Genomic DNA, 20,180 nt, shown 5'->3' with positions numbered 1-20,180 from the left:
CCTTAATCATTTTCTATATTTTCAAAATAATTTCTGCATCTATTATTCCACTTAATTTCATATTCATCTTTACTTATTATCCTTTTAGTTAAATCTTTTACTGATTTTATATTAGCATTCTTGCACCAATCAATAAAAACTCTATAATCTTCTAAGTTGCTATCGTTATCTATATAAATATATACATTTTCATACCCATTTATATATCCTTGTACAATCCTAGTATGTCCATCAAGCGAAATATATGTCCCATTGCTTTCTAATACAGGAATTATCAACTTTTCTTCAGAATCTAACCATGAGGAAACATTTTTTAATTTTTCTTTACTTATATATAATTGAGAAGGTTGGATATCATCAATATGTATCTTTTTTAATTCTTTAAAACCCTTATTTTCAAACTCTCCATTTTCATAATAAATAGTTTTAAGAAATGGATTCCAGTATAATATTTCATCTATAAATAGATTGGTTACTTTCTCTTTATCTACTCCTTCTACTTCTATATAAATATTTAACTTAGCAACCCTCTGACTAATTATATATAGCTCTCCTGTAGCAATTGTATCTTCATTATTATGGATTGCTATAAAAAAATTATTGTTTTTTAAAACACTTTTATCCCTACAATATTTATTATATTCACCTATATCCCTTTGAACTTCAATATTATTAATATCTAACATGTTTGTCACCTCTTAAATAACTTCATCTTTAAGTATAGAATAATACTTACAATCTGCAAATTGACCTCTTGAATTTTTAATTATCTTTCTAAGTGTACCTTTATATTTACTAAAAAAGATTAAGAAATTATTTCTTAATCTTTTTTAGGCTTTGGTCCAAAGTATTGATAATAATCTACTTTTATTCTACCATTATATAATTTTCTCTTTTTAGAAGCTTTTTTCCCATAAAGCTTTTCAAAATTTTCATCTGAAGTTATTATATATTTTGACCATGTTCTTAAGTTTTTAAATTCTTTACCCATATCTTTATATAATTCTTCTACTTCTTTTTTATCACCTAACCTCTCACCATATGGAGGGTTAGTTATGACTACTCCAAATTTATTTTTTATATTTATTGTAGAAAATTTTCTTACTTTAAAATCAATTGAATCATCTACTCCTGCTTTAAAAGCATTATCTTTTGCTATATCTATTGCTTTTTTATCCATATCTGATGCATATATTTTTAAGTCTCTATCGTGTTTTATGGATTTAAATGCTTCTATCCTTTCTTTTTTAAAAGCTCCATCAGGAATTATATCCCAGTCTTCTGATGCAAATTTTCTATTTAATCCTGGAGCAATATTTCTACCTATCATTGCTGCTTCTATTGGGATTGTACCTGAGCCACAAAATGGATCTAATAATACTCTATCATGACTCCAAAAACTTAACTGTACAAGTGCTGCTGCAAGTGTTTCTTTAAGTGGTGCTTCCATAGCTTCTTTTCTATATCCTCTTTTATGAAGTCCAACTCCAGAAGTGTCTATTGTAAGTGTTGCTATATCTTTTAAAAGGGCTACTTGAACAGTATATTTTGCTCCAGTTTCACTAAACCAATCTGTCCTATACTTTTCTTTCATCTTTTCCACTATTGCCTTTTTTACAATTGATTGACAATCAGGAACACTATATAATTTTGATTTGATTGATTTACCTGTTACAGTAAATTCTCCATCCCTACTTATTAAATCTCCCCACGGAAGTTTTTTAGTGTTTTCAAATAACTCTTCAAATGATAAAGCTTTAAATTCTCCTACTAATAATAAAACTCTATCAGCAGTTCTAAGCCATAAATTAGCTTTTGGAATATCTTCTAGTTTTGCAGAAAATATGACTTTACCATTTTCTACTTCTATATCTTTAAATCCTAAACTTTCTACTTCTCTTTTAACTATAGCTTCCAGCCCAAAAGTAGCTGTTGCTATTAATTTAATATTGTTCATCAAACCTCTCCTTCATATAACTAATTATATTTTATCAGAAAAACTATTTATTATCTATTATATCTATTTTTAAAATTTCTTAGCCAAAGCTAATTTTTTTGTGTTAAATATAATTAAAAGGGTATATTAATTAAGGAATGAAATTTTTAAAAATTAAGGGAGGATGTTTAAATGAAAAGTTTAGGTAATTTATTACAAACAGGTGACTGGAAAGGTGAAAAACACGTACCAGTAATTCATATTGAAGATACTATTAATGCAGGTGAACTTACAGAATTAAAAGTTTCTATTGGAGATGAAATTGCTCATCCAAATACTTTGGAACACCATATTAAGTGGTTTAAGATATTCTTCAAACCAGAAGATGGAAAATTTCCAGTTGAAATTTATACAGCTAATTTTGATGCACATGGTGAATCTGATCTATTTGATGAACCTCAAGTTGCAACATACTTTAAAACAAATAAATCAGGTACAATTCATGTAGTAAGTTATTGTAATATACATGGTTTATGGGAAAACAGCAAAGAAGTAAAAGTAAAATAATAAATTTAATTCTAAATGGACTCATATGAGTCCATTTTTTAATGCACAAATTGAATATTAAATAATATTATATATTAACCTTAAATATATTAATTTATAAATTAATTATTTTAATATTTATATTAATTATTTTAATATTAGTGTTGATTTTTTAAAATAATAGGTTATAATATAATTAAACATAATAATTATTAGATAATTCTAAAATTTATAGTAAAGGAGAATTATATGAAAAAAGAAACTTTAGGTACATGTCCAGTTTGCGATAAAAAATTAAATATCACTCGACTTACATGTAATAGCTGCGGGACTACTATGGAAGGAGAATTTACTCAATGTAAATTTTGCAGATTAACTTCTAAGCAAAAAAACTTTATAGAAGTATTTATTAAAAACAGAGGTAATATTAAAGAAATAGAAAAAGAAATGGGTATATCTTATCCCACTGTAAGAAACAAATTAGAAAATGTCATTAGGGATTTAGGATATAAACCTCAACCAACTGAACAAATTAGTAAAACAGAAATATTAAAAAAATTATCTGATGGTGAAATAACAGCAGAACAAGCATTAAATATGATCAATGAATAATTTATTTTAGGAGGTATTCTTGTGAATGAAGAGAAAATGATGATTCTTAGAATGTTAAAAGAAGGTAAGATTTCTGAAGAAGAAGCTGCTAAACTTTTAGATGCAATCGAAAATAAAAATGAAACTAACAATAATTCAAAATCAAATTTTAAATCTAAACACAATAAAGATTGGGAAAAAGAATTTGAAGAAAAAATAAACAAACTAGAAAGTAGCTTTAATAAATTTGGTGAAAAATTTGAAGAAAAATTTGAGAAATTCGGAAAGGATTTTTCTGAAGGTACAGGGTCCTTTGCTGATAAAATAATGTCAACATTTAATTCATTTATGGATAAAGATAATCTATATAATATATTAGGACGATATGAAATAAAAGAAGAAAATATACAATTAGAAATTAATGATATAGAAAGTCCAGTATTAGATATTAGAAGTATAAATGGAGATATAAATATAAATCCATGGAGTAAAAATTATATTTATGTAGAAGCTACTTGTTATTTGAAAAAAAATAAAATATCAACAGAAAATAAAATTATGAGTTTAAATAAATCAGATAATAATATAATATTAAAACCTTTATTTGATTCAGATATAGCAGTAAAATTAGATATATCATTACCTCATATGAAATATGAAAATATAAAAATAAATACTACTAATGGTAAAATAGATATATTAGATTTATACTCTAAAAACATTTCTGCATTTACTAAAAATGCTTCTATAAGTTTATCTGACATAAACTGTGATTATTCTGTTGATTTATCAACTAAAAATTCTCCTATTTATTTACACGACACAAAATGTAATGAGGCAACTTTATCTACAAAAAATGCTAAAGTTATAGTAAATGATGGAGAAATTAATACATTGAATATAAATACTTCAAACTCTTATATAAGAATTGAAGATTCTAACCTTATAAATGTAATAGGTAAAACATCTAATGGTAAAATTCATTTAAATAATATAGACACAGATTCTATAAAAACAATTAGATTTATCACTTCAAATGCAGGGATATATATTGATTTAGATGAATTTGAAAATTCCTATAAAATAGATGCAAATACCACTAATTCTAATATAGACTTAAATTTATCTAATATAGTCTATGATTACAATAATAAAAATCAAAATATAAAAGCTCACAAAGAAGGTTCTATTGACAATCCAGTGATATTTGACTTAAATACTACTAATGGTAAAATAAATATAAATTAAAAACGAGACTGTTTTATAACTAATTAAATTAGTTATGAAGCAGTCTATTTTTTTATTTCCTCTTTACTATTTGAAGTGCAAATAAATCCTGCAATTTATCATTTATATATGTATAACTATCTTCTATAGCTGTATTATATATATCCGGAGCTAATTCTTCTATAAAAAAATCTAATACTAATTCAGCAGCTAAATCCCCTAAATCATCTCCTCTTTCTTTTAAAAAATAATCTTTGATTTTTCCTATCATTATCAACTTTTTATCTTTATTAATTTTTATTTTTCTATCCAATTAAAACATCTCCTTTATTAACATTATATTATAAAAATTTGAATATGTATTGACATTTCAGGCTATTATATATATTATATATTAAAATAGAGATATAAGCATTGATGGAAATAGTAGCTTTTTTTAAGGGAAATAAGAGACAGGTTGGTTGGTGAAAAATCTGCCCAAAAATTAAGTGAATTACGATTCTTAAGCTTCTATAGGAAACTATAGCGACTTCTACATGATACGTAGTATAATGAGGCATCTAAAAAGATGTAAATTAAGGTGGTACCACGAGTTTTCTCGTCCTTTGGGATTTGAGAGGACTTTTTTTATTGCTTAAAATGAAATTTATAAGGAGGTTTTAAAATGAGTAATATATATGATATTTTAGTAGAACGTGGATTTATAGAACAAGCTACACATGAAGATGAAATAAGAGAATTATTAGACAAGGAATCTGTTACTTTTTACGTAGGATTTGACCCTACAGGAGATAGTCTTCATGTAGGTCACTTTGTTCAAGTTATGGTTATGATGCATATGCAAAAAGCAGGACATAAACCTATTGCACTAGTAGGTGGTGGAACTGCAAAAATAGGTGATCCATCAGGAAGATCAGATATAAGAAAAATGCTTACAGAAGAACAACTTGATAAAAACGTACGTGGTCTTACAAACCAATTATCTAAATACTTAAATTTAGATAGAGAAAATGGATATGCTGTAAATAATAAAGATTGGTTAGATGATTTAAAGTATATAGAATTTATAAGAGATATTGGTAAACATTTCTCTGTAAATAGAATGCTTACAGCTGAATGTTTCAAATCAAGACTTGAAAAAGGATTATCATTTTTAGAATTTAATTACATGCTACTTCAATCCTATGACTTTTTAGAATTAAATAAAAGATACGGATGTAAATTAGAAATGGGTGGAAACGACCAATGGTCAAATATTATAGCTGGAGTAGATTTAGTAAGAAGAGAAGAACAAAAACAAGTTTATGGCCTTACTTTTAAACTCCTCACTACTAGTGAAGGCAAAAAAATGGGTAAAACTGAATCAGGAGCTGTTTGGGTGGATCCTGATAAAACATCACCTTTTGAATTATACCAATACTTAAGAAATATTGATGATGCTGATGTAGAAAATACTTTAGCTATGCTTACATTCTTACCTATGGAAGAGGTAAGAAGACTTGGTAATCTTGAAGGTTCAGAAATAAATAAAGCAAAAGAAATACTTGCATTTGAATTTACAAAAATAGTTCATGGAGAAGAAGAAGCTATGAATGCTCAAAAAGCAGCTAAAGCATTATTCTCTGGTGGAAATGATATGACTAATATCCCATCTACAGAAATGGAAAAAGCTAAATTTGAAGATGGAATAGGCCTACTTGCTCTTATGACAGAACTTGGACTTACTGCTTCAAATGGTGAAGCAAGACGTCTTGTGAAACAAGGTGGAGTTTCAGTTAATGATGAAAAAATAACTGATTTTAAAAAAGAAATTACACTTGAAGATTTTGTAGATAATAAGTTATTGATTAAAAAAGGCAAGAAAAAATATCATCAAGTTATAGTGAAATAAAGAAAATGTAGGCTTAAGCCTACATTTTCTTTATTTTAGTTTTATATCTACTTTTTTATCGGGAAAATCAATATATTCTTGGCTATGAATCACTAAATACTCGGGAATTATATATTTCTTTTTATATAATTCAGGGATTCCAGCTTCTTCAAAGTCATTTTTTCTTATAATGAATTTTTGTTCTTCTGCGTAGACATATTCCTTATTATTCTCAAATCCTTTTAATTTATCTTCACTTTCATCTGTATTAATATTTTCAACTTCATATTTTGTATATTCACCTCTCAAAAGATAATCACCACTATGCATATAAGGTCTATCATATTCTTTATTTTCTAGATTGTTAGATTTTCTAAAAGTTATATTTGATTTTAAATATTTCCTATCCTTACTATCATCTTCTTCTATTATTATTTCTGTTTCTTCTTCTCCCATACCTATACTTTTAACTGTTAAATTGCTTCCGTCATATTCTATAGTCTGAGGCAAATTGTCCCAATCTATATTATAGTATCTTGCTCCTCTAGTAGAATATCTTTTTGTATCTATATTTAAAGTAACTTCTTTTGGATCTTTTAAATATAAAGGATATAGATGATATTTTCTATTAGTATATCCTTCATCATCTGCTGTGTAATCTGAATATTTATCGTAACTTATAGGTGAATTAGCAAATCTTTCTCCCTTATATTCCATGGAAAAATCAATTGAATCTAAGTTATATCTTACTTTTTCATTTTCCACCTTAAATCTATAATCTATTTGAGTGGTTGTTGGTGCTATAACTACTTTATCAATTATCACTTCATTTCCATCTAAATCTATTTCCTTCCCTACTTCATAAATTTTTGAAGAAATTTTTTCTCCTTCTATTTCTAATGTCCAGTTTCCTTCTACATATTTAATATCTTCTTCACTTTCATTTATCATAGTTTGTAGTGTATCTATATTTAGTGTGAATTTTCCTTTGTCTTTGGTCATAGTATTAGTATTTACTAATATGTTTAGCTTATTTTCATCTTCAGTATAAATATTTGTGATATTCACGAATGAAGATGTATCTTCATAAAAATTTTCTATATCCCCTTCTACTATTACAGGCCAAGGAACGTGAGTAGGATCTTTAAATATAGCATTATATGATGGTGTTAACCTTCTATCTTCATTTAAATTTTCTATTTCTAATAGTACCAAAGTATTTATTTCATCTGCTATTATTCCTTTTGCTGTTATCTTTACACCATTGTCTTCTGTGCTTATATCTAATTTTTGTCCGACACCATTTTCTATTAATTCTTCCCATGCATTAGTTTGTATTTTACTACTATCTTTCCACCAATCTAAGAAACCTAATTTCTCAGCTGCAAATACTGTAGCTACTAAAAATATTGAAAGAAATATTGCTATAACTCCTATTCTTCCAACACTTTTAAATTTATTCTTTTTTATATTTTTATCTAATTTCAATTCTTTATTAGTATTTATTTTTTGGCTATTAGTTTTTAAATAACCTATTGCTTCTTTTAAATTTTCATATTCTAGCTTACATTCTTCACAAATTTCTAAATGTTTTTTTACTTCCTCATTGTCTTGAGTCTCTCCATGTATATAGTCAACAATATTTTGTTTGCATTTTTCACAATCCATAATTACACCTCCTGCATTAATTTTCTAAGTTCTTTTAATCCTCTATATATTCTTGATTTTACTGTGCCTATGGGTATATCTAATATTTCACTTATTTCTTCTTGAGTGTATTCTGAAATATATTTAAGAACTATAACTTCTTTAAATTTATCCTCTAATTTATTAATATCTTCATAAAAATTATAATTATCTTCATGATTTTTTTCGTATGTTATTTCTTCTTTTAAAATTTCCCTTTTTCTCTTTCTAAGTTTCATTTTGCATTCATTTATAAGGATTCTTATAAACCAAGTTTCAAAGTATTTTTTCTTATGTAACTTTTTTATATTTTCGTATACTTTTATTATTGTATCTTGGAATACATCTTCTACATCTTCATGATTATATAAATAAGACCAAGCAATTTTATATAATTTCTCTTTTCTATTCTCTATCCATTCATTTAAAACTACCAATTTACCTTTTTTTATGTTTTTTATTAATAATTTAATTTCTAACTCATTGATATCAATCACCTCTTTCTGTATCTCTTTTCTTTATAATTAGATGTACTTATAGTCAAAAAAGTTCCGTTAAAATAAATTAACGGAACTTTTTTATTCTTTATCTTTTATAAATATTTCTAATCCTCCAAATTTTGAAGAGAAAGCGTTATATAAAACTCCACCTATAGCCATTGTAACTCCATATATTATTACAACTGCTATAGGCATAGCAAGATATAACATTCCAAAAGCAATAGCTGCTCTTTCTCCTGAAATTAAACCTGCAATAAAAGCCAATACCCCTACTATAATCATTAAAGCTATTGGTATAATTGAAAAATATAATGTAACTTTAACCAAACTTGAAATCCCTAATTCTCTTACTTCAATTTTTTTCACAGTTAATCCCCCTATTTTTTATTTTATATCTTCCCAATTTACATATTTATTTAATATATCTACAAATGCTTCTAAATACTTACCATCTTCTTTATAAAATCTATTAGTTATAGGACTATCTATATCCAGTACTCCTATTAATTCTCCTTCCTTTATTATAGGTATTACTATTTCTGAACGTGAAGCTACATCACATGCAATATGCCCCTCAAACTTGTTTACATCTTCTACTATTTGTACTTGTCTTGTTGCTGCTGCTGTACCACAGACTCCTTTTCCTATTTCTATATGAGTGCATGCAGGCTTTCCCCAAAAAGGCCCTAATACTAATTCACCTTTTTTATATAAATAAAATCCTGCCCAATTTATATCCTCTAGTAATAAACCTAAAAGTGCTGCACTATTAGATAAATTAGCAAGCCAATCTGATTCTTCACATATGAGACCTGTTAATTTCAAGTTCAAATATCCATAAAATTTCTTTTTATCTTTTATATCTACCTTTTTTATCTTTTGCATATTACCACTCCTTAAATATATTAATATTATTATATAATCTTTTTAACATATTTTTCAATCAATACTTGACTTTTAATATGAATGTAGTTAGAATACTAATAGTAAGAAATCTAACTATTAGTTATACTAATTAAATTGAGGTGAAATTTTGAAAGATAAAGAATTAAGTTCTATAAATGAAAATTTATTAGAATTCACAGCATTATTTCATAGTAAAATTGGTAAAATTTTTAGAACTACTAATCATAAAAGCTACCATTGCAATAAAAATCAAAATAGAACTATTATGATTTTAGGTAGACATAAATATTTATCTCCTTCTACCTTAGGTAAATACTTAGGTATGAGAAAAGGAAGTTTAACTACTCTTATTGATTCATTGATAGAAAAAGATTTAGTATCAAGAAAGATAGACCCTAATGATAGAAGACGATATTTACTGTCCCTTACTGAAAAAGGTGAAAATTACATGCAATATCAAAAATCTCTATTTGATGATGCAATGAAAGTATTATTTCAAAATTTAAATGAAGAAGAAACTAAAAAATTTTCTAAAAGTATAAAGAATGTAGTTGAATTAATGACAAAGGTGTGAGGTGTAGTATATGGATAGACAAAAATTATTAGGCAATGCTCCTATAGGAAAATTATTACTTAAATTTTCTATACCAGCTATAGTTGGTATGATGGTAAATGCACTATATAATACAATTGATAGAATTTATGTGGGACGTAAAGTTGGTGAACTAGGTATAGCAGGTATAACTATAGGATTTCCTATAATGCTTATAATAATGGCATTTAGCATGCTTATAGGAATTGGTGCTACTTCCCTAATCTCCATAAAACTTGGTGAAAACAAAAAAGAGGAAGCTGAAAAAATATTAGGTAATGGAATGTTTTTACTTGTAATAGTAGCTGTGATTATTTCAGCTTTAGGACTTATATTTTTAGATCCACTATTAAAGTTATTTGGTGCAAGTAGCTCAGTACTTCCTTATTCTCGTGATTATCTTCAAATAATATTATTTGGAGCAATTTTTCAAACTGTAGGGTTTGGAATGAATAACTTTATAAGAGCTGAAGGTAACCCTAAAACGGCTATGCTTACTATGTTAATAGGTGCAGCATTAAATATTATTATTGACCCTATATTTATATTCGTATTAGATATGGGAATACGTGGTGCAGCTTTTGCAACAATAATATCTCAAGCTGCTTCTGCTATATGGGTATTATCTTATTTCTTTGGAGGCAAAAGTTCTTTAAATATTCATAAAGATAATTTCAAATTACAATTACCTGTAGTAAAAAATATTGTTGCAATAGGTTCTGCACCATTTCTAATGCAAATAGCTTCATCTGCTATAAATGCTATATTAAATAATAACCTTCAAACTTATGGTGGAGATACAGCTATTGCCTCATTTGGTATTATAAATAGTATTACCATGTTTATACTTATGCCTATATTTGGTATAAACCAAGGTGTTCAACCTATTATTGGATATAATTATGGAGCAAAACAATTTGATAGAGTAAAAAAGGCTCTAAAACTTGCAGTAATAGGTGCTACTTTTATTACTGTTACAGGATATATTATAACTAGAGCATTTCCTAAGGAATTAATTTCTTTCTTTGGTGGAAATAATAAAAACTTAATTGAGATGGCAACAAACGGACTAAGAATATTCCTATTTATGCTACCAATAATAGGTTTTCAAATAGTATGCTCAAATTACTTCCAAGCAGTAGGAAAGCCTAAGCATGCAATGTTTCTAAGTTTATCAAGACAAGTGGTTTTCTTAATTCCTGGTATAATATTATTGTCAAAGGTATTTGGTTTAAAAGGAATTTGGATGGCAGCGCCAGTATCTGATATACTAGCATCATTAGTTACAGGAATATGGATCACATTAGAAATGAAAAAGCTAAATGAAAACACAAATAATGTATCAAGTTTTAAACCAGTTATAGAAGAAAAATAATATAATTTAAAGCCCATACCTTGAATTATCAAGTATGGGCTTATTTTATTTAACTTTTAACTTGATGTCTTCTGAAACTAATATATATAAATATAGTAGATAGTATTCCTAAGATAATCATAATGACTATAGCAGCATAGGGATAGAGTATTGGTCGTTCAAATATGTTTAGGGTATAAAACCCATTAAATAAATCATATGCTTTCGATACACCCACATAACTCAAGTTCTCTAATGTTTCTATCCAATGTTTTGAACCATAACTAGAGTAACCCTTTGGATAAGGAAGATATATCTTTATAAGTACAGGCAATATATACACCATTCCTCCTATAAAAAATGGTATAAGTAAAGATTTACTTATGGATGACAATGCTAAAACTAATAAGCTAAAGGATAATATACCAACAAAATTAAATAATATCTGAATTAATAAGAATTCAATTGTTGTAAAATCATATGGAGAATATGCTATAGGAGAAAAACTCTGTATTGGAATATTCCATACATTATTACCATATAAAATTAAAATAGTTATAAAATTAACTATAAAAACTATTATACACATACATACTATAAAGATAAATGCAGATATTATTTTTGATGTTATAACCTTGCTTTTTCCATTTTTACTGCTAAGAATTAATCTATCCATCCTTGTACTATATTCTTCAGTAAATACACTAGATAAACCTAATAAAGAAATAGCACCTAAAGCCAAGAACCCTACACCGTCAAAATACCCTAAAATTCCACCCCAAAATGACTCATCATATATCTCAGGCTTTGATATATCTTTGAGCATATTATATTCTAATTTAGATTGTTTATGCTTATAGTCATTTAAAACATTGTTTTCTATACTATTATATAATTCATTTATTCGTTCTTCTTTTCTTTTCTGTATCCCTGCAACCATTGAAACATGTTGATACACTCCATCTAACGCATGATCCCTTGTACTTAACACCTCTAAAAAGGATTTTCCATTTCGAGAACCCTCCATAGCTTTCTTCTCAATTTTTTTATGACCTTCTTGAGCTAATTTTAATTTTTCCTCAGTAAGTTTCCCTTCAAATCTGTTAAATTCTTTTTCTGCAATATTTTTATACTCTTTTTGAGTTTCATAATCATAGAAAGTACCAAATCCATAAATCAAAATAAAAAATAATAATCCAATAAGTAAACTTTTCTTACTAATTATCTTATATAACTCAAATTTAACTAAATTTATCACTCTTCCACCTCCTTATCAAAATAATATAGATACATATCTTCCAATCGTGGTTCTGCTTCTATAGCCTTTAGAAAAGGCTTTTTATCAGATATTATTCTAAGTTGTACACCATTTTTTCTAACTACATTACTTATTTTATAATCATTCTTTATATTTCTAAACCTTTCTTCTGTCGTAGTCCCTTTCCATACTTTTCCTTTCATGTTTTCTAATATATTATCTGGAGAATCTATCCCCAACAATTTTCCTTCTTTTATTAAAATTACTTCTTTAGCTATATATTCTATATCTGAAACTATATGAGTAGACAATAAAACTATCCTATCTTTGGATATTTCTGATATTAAATTTCTGAATCGTATTCTTTCCTTTGGATCAAGACCTGCTGTAGGTTCATCTAATATCAATATTTTAGGATCATTGATCAAGGCTTGAGCTATTCCTATTCTCTGCTTCATTCCACCAGAGAATTTTCCAATTTTTCTTTTACAATGTTCTTTAAGATTAACTAATTCTAACAATTCATCAACTTTCTTTAATGCTTTAGATTGATCTATGCCCTTTAAAGCTGCTATATACATCATAAATTTATGAGCAGTAAAGCTTTTATAAAATCCAAAGCTTTGAGGTAGATATCCTAATATATCTCTATAGTCATCCCCCATTGTAGATATATCTCTATCGTTTAATAAAATTCTACCTTTAGTTGGCCTTAATAGATCTGCCAATACTCTCATCAATGTAGTTTTGCCTGATCCATTAGGTCCTAAAAAGCCATATACTCCTTTATCTAGTTTAACAGTAAAATTTTCTACTGCAATTTTATCTTTATACTTCATTGTTATATTATCAATAATTAATTTCAAATAATCCTCTCTCCTTATTTATTATATTTTTATCTATAAATATTTTTATCTGAATTAAACTTATACTAATTCCAAGTATTGATATACCTACATATGCACTTATATTTACTAAAAGAAGCCTCTCTAAGAGTAATGGAGTATTAATAATCATAATTATTAAACTTATCCATAGTGATACTATTATAGTCATAGTATAGCTGCTCTTAATTTTCATAGCTAGCCATAGGGATATTCCAGAGATAAATGTAAAGGGAGTGAACCACATTATAGTTAATCTCAAGAAATTAAAATTACTTATAGAATATAATAACAATGTAAAAATTGTGTTTAGAATAATATTATAAAATCCAATTATAGTTAATTTGGATAGAAGTATTTCTCCATAGGATATTTTACAGGTCATTTCTATTTCCATCATACCTCTATCTCTACCTTTAAATATTTCTACTATTCCAATTGTAAAAGGTAAAGGAGATAATGTTATAGTTATAAGATATGGATTCATATCTCGATTAAAATACATCCAAATAACTCCTATGGCAAACAATAAACTACTTATTACCCAAAAGAATTTATTAATAAATGATATTTCTAACATTCCTTTTCTCATTAAATAATAAAATCTATCTATAAAATGATATTCTTTCTTTTTATCAGGTACATATTTTCGTAATCCATTTATAGATTTATCTATCTCTTTCTCACTAGGTAATTCAACAGTATAGCGATCCATCATAGACCACAAATTATCTAATTCTTCTTCTGTCATATCTTTATATGTTTCAAAATCTTCTTTTTCTCTTTTCAATATCTTCACCTCCTAATAGATTTTTCTTTAATTTACATGTACCTTGCCTTAACCTTGATTTAACCGTTGATTCTTTGCTCTCTGTTATATCTGCTATTTCTTTTAACTTCATGTCATGATAATACCTTAATATTAGAACATCTTTTTGATAATCAGGTAGTCTTAAAATTTCTTTCTTAACTAAGTTTCTTTCTATCTTTTTCTTTAATAAATCCCATACTTTATCGTTATTTTCTGACATACTATCTTCTAGTTTAGTTTCCCTTGTTCTATTCTTAAATGTTTTACTTTTATAATAATCATTACAATGATTAACAGCTATCTTTAATATCCAATTATTAAACTTTCCCCTTCCTTCATATTTATTTATTGATTTCATCATTTTTATAAAGACTTCTTGTGTTAAATCATAGGAAATATGATAGTCCCCAACTTTACGATAAATATAAGAAAATATGCTTTTATAATATTTCTTTACTAGCACCTCCATTGCAGCTTGAGACCCCTTATTTATTTCCTCAATAAGTTCTTCATCAGTAGGCATGATATCACCCCTTTTCTCTTTAAAAACATTTCCATATATAATAACGATATAACTATAAAAAAAGTTTTAAAATTTAATAATTTTTTATAAAAAAATCCCCAACCTCCTTTAAAAGAAGTCAGGGACTAATATTAAAAATTTTATTCTTTTATAATATCTACAAAATTCTTTGTCATTCTTGCTGTCATACCCCAAATAACATAGTCTTTATATCTATAAAAAAACACTGGATAAATCCCTGTTCTCCAATCATAGGCTTTTCCATTATTTATTAAATGATAAGGAAAATCATCTCCTATCTGGGGTGAGATACCCATATTATATCTTTCAGGTTCGTTTTCTAGAAAAAATTTCAATGGAACAGTAAAAATACTTTCTACTTCAGATTCACTATAATTTATATCTTCAAAATTTATATCCTCTATAATTCCAACATAGGGATATAATGATATATTAAAAGGCATTATTATATAGTCAATAGAGTTTATAATATTTATATTTTTTCTTTTAATATTTAATTCTTCCATTGTTTCTCTTATTGCTGCATCCTTAAAAGTTTCTCCTTTTTCTACTCTACCACCCGGAAATGATATTTCTCCTGGTTGAGTATTAAGTTTTTTAGACCTAACTTCATATAATATGTGTAACTCATCTTTTACATATATTAGCGGTACTAATATAGCAAAATCTCTATCTATTCCTAAAGGTTTGGAGATTCTATTTGCAACTTTATTTATTATTTGATCTAATTTCATAAATTTATCACCTATTATCTAAACATTGGAAATACATACCTTCTTTTTTCTTAACTTCTTCATCAGCCATAGTAATTCCTCCTTATATAAATGCTATGTTTAATATATACCACTTCTGTTTTATATTAAGCACTTAAAATTCAAAATATTGCTAAATTTTTATGTTATTTATTTTATTATAGAAAATATTGGGTATAAAGTATCTAGTCAAATAAATCCTGTTAAAAAATAAATCATGGAGGTGTACATATTGTCTTTTAGTTTGAAAAATAATTTCATGCAACAAAAAATGATGCGTAAAGTTATTTATTCCTTAATACCAATAATTTTAGCATCAATATACTTTTTTGGATGGAGGTCATTATTATTAATGACTTGGATTACAATTTGGGGTTGTGCTACAGAATACATATTTGAAAAGAAATATGGCAAAGGAAAAGTATCTGAAGCTGTAATTGTAACATCTATTCTCTTTACATTAACTCTCCCACCTAGTACTCCTTATTGGGTAGGAACCTTAGGAATTATATTTGGTGTAATTTTTGGTAAAGCTGTATTTGGTGGTTTTGGTAAAAATGTTTTTAATCCTGCATTAGTTGCAAGAGCCTTTGTATATGTATCATTCCCACAACCACTTACTATTGACTGGTCAAATGTATCAAACTCATTTTTAGGTGGCTTTACTCGTTATATGACTAGCTCAGTAGATGCTATAGCTACTGCTACACCTATGCTAAATTTTAGAGAAACTGGAGAACTATCTAACTACATAGATTTATTCCTAGGGAATGTATCTGGCTCTTTAGGAGAAACAAGTGCACTTTTAATAATACTTGCTGGAATTTATCTAATCTATACAAAAACAGCCTCATGGCAAACTATGACAGCTGTAATTTCAGGTTTTGTAGGTTTAAGTTTGATACTAAGACTTATAGGATTTACATCTGTACCAAATCCGCTATTTGGAGTTATGAGCGGTGGATTGTTATTTGGTGCAGTATTTATGGCAACTGATCCTATCTCTTCAGCTAAAACTAAAGAAGGAAAATGGATTTATGGAATTTTAATTGGTGCTATCACAGTAATTATAAGAGGATACGCTTTATTTGCAGGAGGTATAATGTTTGCAATACTTATAGGAAATACTTTTGCCCCTATAATTGATGAAGGAGTAAAATATTATAAAAAGAGTAAAAAGGCTAAGAGAAAGAAGGTTACAGCATGAAAAATATAAAAAAATCATTTAGTTATCCTATTATTTTTATGATATTAGTAACTGCTTTTTTTACACTTGTATTATCATTATTAAACTATACAACTAAAGATGTTATAGCACAAAATGCACAAATAGACGAGTGGAAAACGCTTTTATATGTGTTCGATGTAGATTATCCAAATGATAACGATAAAAAAATAGAAGAATTATATAAGGAACATTTAAAACCTTTTAAGGTTGATGATATTACTATATATGGAGCAGAAAAAGATGGTAAGAAATTAGGATATGCCTTTCCTGTAGAAGGTAACGGTCTTTGGGGTACTATTAAAGGATATGCTGCTGTAGATGAAAATCTAAACACTCTTTTAGGAGTTGATTTTGTATCACACAGCGAAACTCCTGGTCTTGGTGGCAGAATTGATGAAATGTGGTTTAAAGATCAATTTAGGAATATAGATTTAGATAGAGATAATAAAAACTATCTTGAATATAGACCTGCAGCAGATGGAAATGTAGATGCCATTACAGGTGCAACGCTCACTTCTAAATCAGTAAAAAACTTATTAAATCAGGACATAGAAGAATTTAAAGACCTAATGAAAGGAGAAGATCTAAATGGCAAATAAAAAAGTAAAAAAGATATTTACTTTAGGATTATGGCAAGATAATCCTATATATAGACAAATATTAGGGATTTGTTCTGCACTTGCTGTTACAAACTTAATGCTTAATTCTCTTGTTATGGGAATAGGTTTAATATTTGTTACTTCTTTTTCAGAGCTTACTGTATCAATACTTAGAAATTATACTCCTAAACATATAAGAATGATGGTCCAAGTACTTATTATATCTTCTTTTGTAATAATAGTTGATATTGTTTTGAAAGCTTATTATCCTTCTATGAGTAAAGCTTTAGGTCCTTATGTAGGGCTTATTATAACAAATTGTATTATAATGGGACGTTGTGAATCATATGCGCAAAATAACAAGCCACTTTATTCATTTTTAGATGGTATTGCATCTGGTGCAGGTTATGCAATTATACTTTTAATTATAGCTTTTTTCAGAGAGTTATTAGGATTTGGTTCTATATTTGGAATACAAGTATTAGGAGAATGGTTTACTAAATGGACTATTATGGTTATGGCTCCTGGTGCATTCTTTATGCTTGGCATAGTTATATGGATAGCAAGATCACTTCTACCTAGTGAAGAAGAAGATTCATTAAAAGGGGAGGCTGTTAGCTAATGGAAGGTTTAAATCCGTTTGTAGTATTTTTCGCATCAATATTTACTAATAACATGATACTTACCAACTTCTTAGGTATGTGTTCATTTATTGCAGTATCTGGAGAAATTAAAACATCTTTAGGACTTGGTCAAGCAGTTACTTTTGTACTTACTTTTACTACAGTTCTAAATTATATGATTTATCATTATGTGCTAGTTCCATTAGGACTAGAATACTTACGGTTCATAATATTCATTATAAGTATTGCTGCATTTGTACAATTAGTTGAAATGATTGTTGAAAGATATCTTCCAAATTTATATTATGCCCTTGGAATATTCTTACCTTTAATAACAGTTAACTGTGCAATACTTGGTGTTTCACTATTTATGGTTATTAGAGATTATAATTTAATAGTTTCCCTGTTGTTTGGTTTAGGTTCAGGACTAGGTTGGATGCTTGCAATAGTAGCACTGGCTGGAATTAGAAAAAGACTTAAATATGCAAAAGTACCTAAGGGACTAGAAGGACCTGGAATAACTATAATAATAACAGGTTTAATGGCTCTTGCTTTTGTTGGTTTTTCAGGAATAGTACAGATTCAATAAAGGAGTGATTAGATGGGAACGATTGTTATTACAGTTGGTGCTATATCTGGAATTACAGGTGTTTTGGCATTTCTTTTAACACTTGCTAAAAATACTATAGGTAATTATGGAGAAGTTATTATTAATATAAATGATGATGAAGATTATGTAGTAGATGGTGGAGATACCCTTCTATCATCTCTTATAAGTCAAAAGATATTTATACCTTCTGCCTGTGGTGGTAAAGGTAGTTGTGGTTATTGTAAGGTAAAGATAACAGAAGGTGGAGGACCTGTACTACCTACTGAGCTAGGTTATCTCACTCCTGAAGACATGAAAGAAAATGTACGATTATCTTGTCAAGTAAAAGTAAAAGAAAATATAAAGATTGAAATACCTGAAGAATTATTTAGTGTAAGAGAGTATGAAGGTAAAGTGTCAAAAATAATAGATTTAACACCTACAATAAAACATCTAACTTTCGATATAAAAGAAGGTAGTATTGATTTTAAGCCAGGACAATATGTACAGTTAAGAGCTCCAAAATACAAGGGAAGTGACGAAGAGGTATATAGAGCTTATTCAATAGCATCATCTCCAATGCTTAAAAATAAATTGAAACTTATAATAGGCTATGTCCCAGAAGGAATTGCTACAACTTATGTGCATCATCATTTAAATGAAAATGATGAAGTATTATTTAATGGTCCATATGGAGATTTTTATTATCAAAATACTGATAGAGAAATGGTAATGGTAGCAATAGGTACAGGTATGGCTCCAATATTATCAATTTTATATCATATGGTTGAAAACAATATAGATAGAAAAGCTACATTCTACTTTGGAGCAAGATATATAGAAGATTTATTTTTTGTTGAAGAATTAAAAGAAATAGAACAAAAATTGCCTAATTTTAAATTCGTTCCAACACTTTCAAGAGCTAAAAAGAAAGATGGATGGACAGGTGATATAGGTAGAGTAACTGATGCTATAGATAAATATATGGAAAATGGAGAAAATAAAGAAGTTTACCTTTGTGGTAGCCCTAGAATGATAGATTCTACTGTTGAAACGTTAAAAGAAAAAGGAATTCCTGAAAACTTAATATTCTATGATAAATTTGAATAAATTTTAACCCCCTTAATTTTCAAGGGGGTTTTGTTCTTATATATTAAAGTAATTCTTCTCCTTCTTCCCAACCTATTGGGCATAATCCACCAGTTTTTAAAGCTTTAAGTACACGAAGAGTTTCTTCTACACTACGTCCTACATTTAAATCATGTACAACTGAATATCTTACTATTCCTTCAGGATCTATTATAAATAATCCTCTTAATGCTACACCATCTTCTTCTACTAAAATTCCATAATCTCTTGATACATTCATTGTTTTATCTGCACCAAGTGGGAAGTTTAATTTTCCTAGGTCACCATTTATCCAAGCTTTATGTGAATGTTCGCTATCTGTACTTACACCTAACACTCTAGCGCCTTCTGCTTCGAATTTTGCACATTGTTTACTATATCCTGTTATTTCAGTTGGGCAAACAAATGTGAAATCTAATGGATAAAAGAACATTACTAACCAATCGCCTTTATAATCATCTAATTTTACTTCACCAAATTCCTCTCCATTTCCTTTAACTATTGGCATTTTAAAATCTGGTGCTGGTTTTCCTACTAATCTTTCCATAAATCAGTT

24 protein-coding genes and 1 other annotated feature are annotated in these 20,180 nt (G+C 27.5%); of the genes, 11 read left to right on the top strand and 13 right to left on the bottom strand.

From position 1 onward, the window contains the following. Positions 1-2 precede the first annotated feature (2 nt). Together D3Z33_RS11445 and D3Z33_RS11440 are read right to left on the bottom strand one after the other, a co-directional pair. Complete coding sequence (locus tag D3Z33_RS11445) at positions 3-686, bottom strand: hypothetical protein (protein WP_160197896.1); 684 nt, start codon at positions 684-686, stop codon at positions 3-5. Positions 687-820: 134 nt separating this feature from the next. Continuing rightward, positions 821-1,957 carry a THUMP domain-containing class I SAM-dependent RNA methyltransferase gene (locus D3Z33_RS11440; protein WP_160197895.1) on the bottom strand — a complete coding sequence of 379 codons (1,137 nt, stop codon included), beginning with the start codon at positions 1,955-1,957 and terminating at the stop codon, positions 821-823. A 171-nt stretch (positions 1,958-2,128) separates the two neighbouring features. Between D3Z33_RS11440 and D3Z33_RS11435 the strand changes: the two genes are divergently transcribed. From D3Z33_RS11435 to D3Z33_RS11425, 3 genes are all read left to right on the top strand, one after another. Then, entirely contained in the window at positions 2,129-2,503 is a 375-nt protein-coding gene (locus D3Z33_RS11435) for a class II SORL domain-containing protein (protein WP_160197894.1), read from the top strand. Positions 2,504-2,731: 228 nt separating this feature from the next. Continuing rightward, positions 2,732-3,094, top strand: coding sequence for a DUF2089 domain-containing protein (locus D3Z33_RS11430; RefSeq protein WP_160197893.1), 363 nt, complete (start codon positions 2,732-2,734; stop codon positions 3,092-3,094). A 21-nt stretch (positions 3,095-3,115) separates the two neighbouring features. Next, complete coding sequence (locus D3Z33_RS11425) at positions 3,116-4,321, top strand: DUF4097 family beta strand repeat-containing protein (protein ID WP_160197892.1); 1,206 nt, start codon at positions 3,116-3,118, stop codon at positions 4,319-4,321. A gap of 52 nt (positions 4,322-4,373) precedes the next feature. On the opposite strand, the gene D3Z33_RS11420 is transcribed toward D3Z33_RS11425, so the two are convergent. After that, positions 4,374-4,613 (bottom strand): DUF2164 domain-containing protein, encoded by a 240-nt coding sequence (locus D3Z33_RS11420; protein WP_160197891.1) that lies wholly within the window; start codon positions 4,611-4,613, stop codon positions 4,374-4,376. Between the two features lie 92 nt (positions 4,614-4,705). After that, positions 4,706-4,909 (top strand) — a binding site (T-box leader). A 55-nt stretch (positions 4,910-4,964) separates the two neighbouring features. Here D3Z33_RS11420 and tyrS point away from each other — a divergent pair. After that, positions 4,965-6,191: a tyrosine--tRNA ligase gene (gene tyrS / locus D3Z33_RS11415; protein WP_160197890.1), complete on the top strand. Its 1,227-nt coding sequence runs from the start codon at positions 4,965-4,967 to the stop codon at positions 6,189-6,191. Positions 6,192-6,221: 30 nt separating this feature from the next. Here tyrS and D3Z33_RS11410 read toward each other — a convergent pair whose 3' ends face one another. The 4 genes from D3Z33_RS11410 to D3Z33_RS11395 form a co-directional block, all read right to left on the bottom strand. Then, positions 6,222-7,838: a DUF4179 domain-containing protein gene (locus D3Z33_RS11410; RefSeq protein ID WP_160197889.1), complete on the bottom strand. Its 1,617-nt coding sequence runs from the start codon at positions 7,836-7,838 to the stop codon at positions 6,222-6,224. 2 nt (positions 7,839-7,840) lie between these two features. Continuing rightward, positions 7,841-8,353: a sigma-70 family RNA polymerase sigma factor gene (locus D3Z33_RS11405; RefSeq protein WP_160197888.1), complete on the bottom strand. Its 513-nt coding sequence runs from the start codon at positions 8,351-8,353 to the stop codon at positions 7,841-7,843. A gap of 81 nt (positions 8,354-8,434) precedes the next feature. After that, positions 8,435-8,722: a hypothetical protein gene (locus D3Z33_RS11400; protein ID WP_160197887.1), complete on the bottom strand. Its 288-nt coding sequence runs from the start codon at positions 8,720-8,722 to the stop codon at positions 8,435-8,437. A gap of 18 nt (positions 8,723-8,740) precedes the next feature. Continuing rightward, positions 8,741-9,241: a GAF domain-containing protein gene (locus tag D3Z33_RS11395; protein WP_160197886.1), complete on the bottom strand. Its 501-nt coding sequence runs from the start codon at positions 9,239-9,241 to the stop codon at positions 8,741-8,743. 148 nt (positions 9,242-9,389) lie between these two features. On the opposite strand from D3Z33_RS11395, the gene D3Z33_RS11390 reads away from it, so the two are divergent. Both D3Z33_RS11390 and D3Z33_RS11385 read left to right on the top strand, forming a co-directional pair. Then, positions 9,390-9,836: a MarR family winged helix-turn-helix transcriptional regulator gene (locus D3Z33_RS11390; RefSeq protein WP_160197885.1), complete on the top strand. Its 447-nt coding sequence runs from the start codon at positions 9,390-9,392 to the stop codon at positions 9,834-9,836. 10 nt (positions 9,837-9,846) lie between these two features. Then, positions 9,847-11,229 carry an MATE family efflux transporter gene (locus D3Z33_RS11385; protein WP_160197884.1) on the top strand — a complete coding sequence of 461 codons (1,383 nt, stop codon included), beginning with the start codon at positions 9,847-9,849 and terminating at the stop codon, positions 11,227-11,229. Between the two features lie 49 nt (positions 11,230-11,278). Here D3Z33_RS11385 and D3Z33_RS11380 read toward each other — a convergent pair whose 3' ends face one another. The 5 genes from D3Z33_RS11380 to D3Z33_RS11360 form a co-directional block, all read right to left on the bottom strand. Further along, entirely contained in the window at positions 11,279-12,466 is a 1,188-nt protein-coding gene (locus D3Z33_RS11380) for an ABC transporter permease subunit (protein ID WP_160197883.1), read from the bottom strand. Further along, complete coding sequence (locus tag D3Z33_RS11375; RefSeq protein ID WP_160197882.1) at positions 12,463-13,332, bottom strand: ABC transporter ATP-binding protein; 870 nt, start codon at positions 13,330-13,332, stop codon at positions 12,463-12,465. The genes D3Z33_RS11380 and D3Z33_RS11375 overlap by 4 nt, the downstream gene beginning before the upstream one ends. Continuing rightward, the gene (locus D3Z33_RS11370; protein WP_160197881.1) at positions 13,316-14,140 is read right to left on the bottom strand and encodes a hypothetical protein; all 825 of its coding nucleotides are present in this window, start codon (positions 14,138-14,140) and stop codon (positions 13,316-13,318) included. The genes D3Z33_RS11375 and D3Z33_RS11370 overlap by 17 nt, the downstream gene beginning before the upstream one ends. After that, positions 14,115-14,684, bottom strand: coding sequence for an RNA polymerase sigma factor (locus D3Z33_RS11365; protein WP_201750511.1), 570 nt, complete (start codon positions 14,682-14,684; stop codon positions 14,115-14,117). Before D3Z33_RS11365 ends, D3Z33_RS11370 begins: the two co-directional genes overlap by 26 nt. A 140-nt stretch (positions 14,685-14,824) precedes the next feature. Then, a complete protein-coding gene (locus D3Z33_RS11360) occupies positions 14,825-15,439 on the bottom strand; it encodes an NUDIX hydrolase (protein WP_160197880.1) in 615 nt (204 codons plus the stop codon). A gap of 250 nt (positions 15,440-15,689) precedes the next feature. Here D3Z33_RS11360 and D3Z33_RS11355 point away from each other — a divergent pair, with 250 nt between their 5' ends. The 5 genes from D3Z33_RS11355 to D3Z33_RS11335 are packed head-to-tail and all read left to right on the top strand — an operon-like array spanning position 15,690 to position 19,606. Continuing rightward, positions 15,690-16,664 carry an RnfABCDGE type electron transport complex subunit D gene (locus tag D3Z33_RS11355; RefSeq protein ID WP_201750510.1) on the top strand — a complete coding sequence of 325 codons (975 nt, stop codon included), beginning with the start codon at positions 15,690-15,692 and terminating at the stop codon, positions 16,662-16,664. Continuing rightward, on the top strand, positions 16,661-17,284 hold the full coding sequence (locus D3Z33_RS11350; protein WP_160197879.1) for an FMN-binding protein: 624 nt from the start codon (positions 16,661-16,663) through the stop codon (positions 17,282-17,284). The genes D3Z33_RS11355 and D3Z33_RS11350 overlap by 4 nt, the downstream gene beginning before the upstream one ends. Continuing rightward, the gene (locus D3Z33_RS11345) at positions 17,274-17,906 is read left to right on the top strand and encodes an NADH:ubiquinone reductase (Na(+)-transporting) subunit D (RefSeq protein WP_160197878.1); all 633 of its coding nucleotides are present in this window, start codon (positions 17,274-17,276) and stop codon (positions 17,904-17,906) included. Before D3Z33_RS11350 ends, D3Z33_RS11345 begins: the two co-directional genes overlap by 11 nt. After that, complete coding sequence (locus tag D3Z33_RS11340) at positions 17,906-18,496, top strand: Rnf-Nqr domain containing protein (protein ID WP_130808149.1); 591 nt, start codon at positions 17,906-17,908, stop codon at positions 18,494-18,496. The genes D3Z33_RS11345 and D3Z33_RS11340 overlap by 1 nt, the downstream gene beginning before the upstream one ends. 12 nt (positions 18,497-18,508) lie before the next feature. Then, a complete protein-coding gene (locus D3Z33_RS11335) occupies positions 18,509-19,606 on the top strand; it encodes an NADH:ubiquinone reductase (Na(+)-transporting) subunit F (RefSeq protein WP_160197877.1) in 1,098 nt (365 codons plus the stop codon). A 43-nt stretch (positions 19,607-19,649) separates the two neighbouring features. On the opposite strand, the gene D3Z33_RS11330 is transcribed toward D3Z33_RS11335, so the two are convergent. Then, the gene (locus D3Z33_RS11330; protein ID WP_160197876.1) at positions 19,650-20,171 is read right to left on the bottom strand and encodes a peroxiredoxin; all 522 of its coding nucleotides are present in this window, start codon (positions 20,169-20,171) and stop codon (positions 19,650-19,652) included. Positions 20,172-20,180: the final 9 nt, after the last annotated feature.

This window comes from Senegalia massiliensis, from assembly GCF_009911265.1.
GTDB classification, from domain to species: Bacteria; Bacillota; Clostridia; order Tissierellales; family SIT17; genus Anaeromonas; species Anaeromonas massiliensis_A.
This window is presented reverse-complemented; position numbering and strand designations above follow the sequence as displayed.